2 protein-coding genes and 2 tRNA genes are annotated in these 4,511 nt (G+C 74.7%); 2 read left to right on the forward strand and 2 right to left on the reverse strand.

The genetic code is table 11. The features are described 5' to 3' along the window. Nucleotides 1–9: 9 nt before the first annotated feature. Both AB8Z36_RS32580 and AB8Z36_RS32585 read right to left on the reverse strand, forming a co-directional pair. Nucleotides 10–82 (reverse strand) — tRNA-Arg (locus AB8Z36_RS32580). A gap of 231 nt (nucleotides 83–313) precedes the next feature. Beyond that, nucleotides 314–404 (reverse strand) — tRNA-Ser (locus tag AB8Z36_RS32585). Between the two features lie 202 nt (nucleotides 405–606). On the opposite strand from AB8Z36_RS32585, the gene AB8Z36_RS32590 reads away from it, so the two are divergent. Next, nucleotides 607–1,032 carry an SSI family serine proteinase inhibitor gene (locus tag AB8Z36_RS32590; RefSeq protein WP_369216989.1) on the forward strand — a complete coding sequence of 142 codons (426 nt, stop codon included), beginning with the start codon at nucleotides 607–609 and terminating at the stop codon, nucleotides 1,030–1,032. A 299-nt stretch (nucleotides 1,033–1,331) separates the two neighbouring features. Beyond that, nucleotides 1,332–4,511, forward strand: a 3,180-nt coding sequence (locus AB8Z36_RS32595) for a PAS domain-containing protein (protein WP_369216990.1), incomplete at its 3' end; no start/stop codon positions are given.

Raw genomic sequence — 4,511 nt, forward strand, 5'->3', positions numbered from 1 at the left:
GGCCTGCTGTGCACTCGGCAGGATTCGAACCTGCAACCTTCTGATCCGTAGTCAGATGCTCTATCCGTTAAGCTACGAGTGCTTGTGCTTCCGGGGTTTTTTCTGCCCCGTCGGCGTTGCGAGAACAACATTACATGACCTGCGCCGTGAGGCGAAATCCGATTCCCGCAGCGGCTCTGAGCTGGGCGGATGGGCCGTCGGGGCCGGTCGGGGGGGCTCCTGCCGTCGCCCGCCGGAGGCTCCCGCGCGTCACCCGTCCCCGGAAACGGCCGAAGCCCCGGTCGCGGACGACCGGGGCTTCGGGCTTGCAGCGCGGAGGCGGAGGGATTTGAACCCTCGATGGGATTTAAGTCCCAAACCGCATTAGCAGTGCGGCGCCATAGACCGGACTAGGCGACGCCTCCAGCTTGCACACCTCCACGAGCGCGGGGGTGCGTGCAGATGATGACACAGCCAGGCGGCGTGTCACCAATCGCGGCTCCCAAGGTACTAGGAGCGCGGCCCGCAGGGCAAAGCGCTTGACTCCGCCCGCAACGTCCGGGGGCGCACGGCGTTAGACGCGGTAGAGCCATCCGTATACGTTCCGCCGAACTCCGTGGAGCCCCCATGCTGCGCCGTCTCCTCTTCTCCGCCGCCGCCTCCGCCGCCGCGCTGTCCGCCGTGCCCTCCGCCGCGCAGGCGGTCTCGCACCCCGTGGCACCGACCGACCGGCTCGTCATCACCGTGGCCGACTCCGGCGGCGCCGACGGCAGGTACGTACTGGACTGTCACCCCACGGGCGGCACGCACCCCGACGCGGCGAAGGCGTGCGCGCGTCTGGACGAGGTGACGGTGTACGGAAAGGACCCGTTCGCCAAGACGCCGCCCGGGACGATGTGCACCATGCAGTACGGCGGGCCCGCCACCGCACATGTGACCGGGACCTGGGCGGGCCGTCCCGTCGACGCGACGTACGACCGGAGCAACGGCTGCGAGATCTCCCGCTGGGACCGCCTCACCCCCGTCCTGCCCGACACGGCGGCACGGACCTGACCCCGGGGCGTACGGGGCGTACCAGCGTGTCGGAGGGCGGGCAGACCGGCGTGTCGGAGGGCGCGTCGGGCGGCGTGTCGGGCGGCGTGTCGGCAGGCCCGCGCGCGGAGGTGTCTCACGACCCCGCCGTGACCTGGCGGTACGGAAAACTCACAGGTTCTGCGTGCGACCTCCCTCTCATCCGGCGTCGCGCCCGCAACCACTCCCCGTAGACTCCCTCCCGTGACACGCCACGGGCCGAGGGGCAAGATGGCCTGAGCGGGTCGGCAAGCAGCGGTAACCAGGGAGGAAGCGTCGTCGTGAGCAGCAGGCCATCCCGAGGCGCTGCTCGCCTCGCAGCCATACTCGACGCGCTCCCGGACGCCCTGGTGCTCGTCAACGCCAACGGCACCGTGGTGAACGCCAACGCGATCGCCCTGGAGGCGTTCGAGGCGCCGGGCACCGCCCTGGTGGGCCGCGGCCTGCTGGATCTGCTGCCGGAGTTCGACTCCCGGCTGATCCCCGGGTCCATGCGGCGGCCCGACACCATCGACGACCGCGGCCGGACCAAGCCCACGCGGATGATCGCGCGCCGCACCGACGGCGCCGAGTTCCCCGTCGAGGTGACGAGCTCCCCGCTGGAGGACGGCAGGGACGCGTACGACCACCACGGGTACACGGGCGACGAACTGCTCATGCTCGTCGTACGGGACCTTTCGGGCACCGTGGACACCGAGGCCGAGCTGGCGCGTTCGCAGCGGCAGACCGAGATGATCCTGCGGGCCGCCGCCGAGGGCGTCGTCGGCACGGACACCGACGGACGGGTCGTGCTCGTCAATCCGGCCGCCGCCCAGATACTGGGCTTCCGGGCGAGCGACCTCGGCGGGCAGGAGCTGCACCCGCTGGTCCTGCACTCGCGCGCCGACGGCGAGCCCTTCCCCTACGAGGAGTCCCCGCTCGCCGACACGCTCCGCTCCGGGCGCAAGCACCGGGTGCGCGGGCAGGTCCTGTGGTCCAGGAGCGGCGCCAAGGTGCCGGTCGACCTCACGACGTCGCCCGTGCGCGACGGGGACCAACTCGTCGGCGCGGTGATGACGTTCACCGACCGCAGGCCCTACGACGAGCTGAACGAGAAGTACGAGGCCGCCCTGGCCCGGCACGAGGAGGAGCTCGCCGCCGCCGCCGAGGAGCGCGCCGCCGAGATCAAGGCCGCCGAGGAGCAGCGGGCCGAGGACCTCGCCGCCGAACAGGAGCGGTACGCGGCGCTCGCCGAGCGCGAGAAGGACCGCTTCGAGGAGCTGGCCGAGCGCGAGAAGGCGCGGTACGAGGCGCTGGCCGCGCGGCACGAGCAGTTGCTCGCCGTGCTCGGCTCCTCGCTGCGCGGGCCCCTGGACGAGCTGCGCCGCGAACTCGCCGCGCTGGCCTCGGACGACGCGGGCCAGCTCTGGCCCGAGGCCAACCAGGTCCTGCACCACCTGTCCGCCGGGTACGCCCGGATGACCACGCTCGTCGACAACGTCCTGGGCTACCAGCGGCTCGACGCGGGCGACGAGCGGCTCTCCCGTACGCCGGTCCTGCTCGACGCGGTCGTCGCCGCCGGTGTGGAGGGCGCCGTCGAGCTGATCGGGCCCGGACGCGCGCAGTTCGCGGTGCACGCGCCGCCGATCGAGATCTCCGCCGACGCCGGGCGGCTCGCCACGGCCGTGGCGCACCTCGTCGCGGACGTCGCCGGAATCGACGCCACCGGCAACACACGCGCGGACGTCGCCGCCGTCGCGGGCGGCGGCTATGTGGACTCGACCATCGTGGTGGCCGCCGCGCAGCGCGGGGAGGTCGTCCGTATCGAGGTGCGGGGGCCGTACGCCGGGGGCGATCCGGTGCACGAGCCGATCGTGCGGGGCATCGTGCGGGCGCACGGAGGCGTGCTCCAGACGCACGAGGTGCCGGGCATGGGCGGCAGCGCGTACGTCCTTGAGGTGCCGATCGGGGCGGGCTCCACGGAGGCGACGGTTTCGGGGGCTGGTTCTACGGAGACGGCTGTTTCCGGGGCGGGCTCTACGGAGACGCCGGTTCCGGGGGCTGGCTCCACGGAGACGCCGGTTCCGGCCGCGTCCGGAGCTTCCGGGGCGGGCCCCGGCGGTGCGGTCGTCGTACCCGAGCAGGCCTCGGGCGGCGGACGCCGACGTGCTCGGCGCTCCTCCACGGACTCCTTCCTGGGCACTGCGCTCCCCGAGACGGGCGCCGGGCCCGAGGCCGGGGCCCCCGCCGCGTCGGGCGGTACGGGGCGGCGCAGGGGACGGCGCGCCGCCGAGGCCGCTCCGGACACGCTCGGCGGCTCGGTGACGGGTGCGGCGGGTGCGCCGGGTGCGCTCGCGCAGTCTTCGGGGGCGTCCGGTGGTGCCGCTGGTGCCGCCGGTGTGGCTGGGGGCACTGCCGCTACTGGTGTGGCCGGTCAGGTGCCCGGCCAGGCGACCGGTGGCGGTGCTTCGGGCGGTACCGGGCGGCGGCGTGGGCGGCCGAGTGCCGCCGAGGGCGCGGAGGGTGCCGCGGCCGGAGCCGAGGGCGCCCTGGGTTCCGTGGTGACCGCGGCCGAGCATGCCGCCGGGTCCGCCGCGCTGGGTCAGACGGTGCCGCCGCAGGGCGTGCCGGTGCCCGCGGGCGGTACGGGGCGGCGCGCACGGCGTGGCGGTGAGCAGCACGCACTGCCCGCGCTGGCCTCGGGCACCGGGGAGACTTCCGGCACGACCGGCTCGACCGGTACGACCGGTACGACCGGCAGTGAACTCGCCGCGGTGGAGGCCGGGCACGGCGATGCCGCGCGGCCCACGGGGCGCAGGGCACGGCGGGCGCTGGCAGCCGCCAAGGAGCGCGCGGCGGCCGAGGAGGCGAACAGCGGACGCGTCTTCGCCCTGCCGCCCGCTGCCGCCGACCGCGCGCCGGGCCAGGAGCCCGGCGGTCAGGAACTCGGCGGCCCGGAACTGGGCGGCCCGGAACCGGGCGGTCCGGGGCTCGGCGGTCACGAGCCCGGTGGGAACGTCCCGGGCCATGCGGCCGTCGGCCGCGCCGTGGTCAATCAAGGTGCCGTGGCCGTGAACCAGGGCGTGCTCAGCCCCGGCTCCGAACCGCAGGGCACACGCGCGGGTGCGGGCACAGGCACGAACACGAGCACGGTCACGAACACGGGCACGGGCACGGGCGCTCGAAGCGGGGCCGATCAGGGCGGCGGGCAGAGCGGTCCCGGTCACGCCGTACTGAACCAGGCGGCGGCCAGCCGTGCCGCCGTCGGCGAGGCGCCGCTGCCCGGAGGGTTCGTGAGCGCCGCTGCTCCGCGCCCGCAGCGTTATCCGGGCGGTCGGGGCGGTCCGGGCGACGACACCGGACAGCACGCCGCCGCGTCGCACGCACCGGGTGACGACCACACGCCGCCGCAGCCGCACCCCGCGCAGGCCCCCACGGGGCGTCGACGCCCCCGGCACACCCCGGCGGACGCCCCGTGGGGG

Origin of the sequence: Streptomyces flavofungini (assembly GCF_041028215.1) — a bacterium.
In the GTDB taxonomy this organism is placed as follows: Bacteria; Actinomycetota; Actinomycetes; order Streptomycetales; family Streptomycetaceae; genus Streptomyces; species Streptomyces flavofungini_B.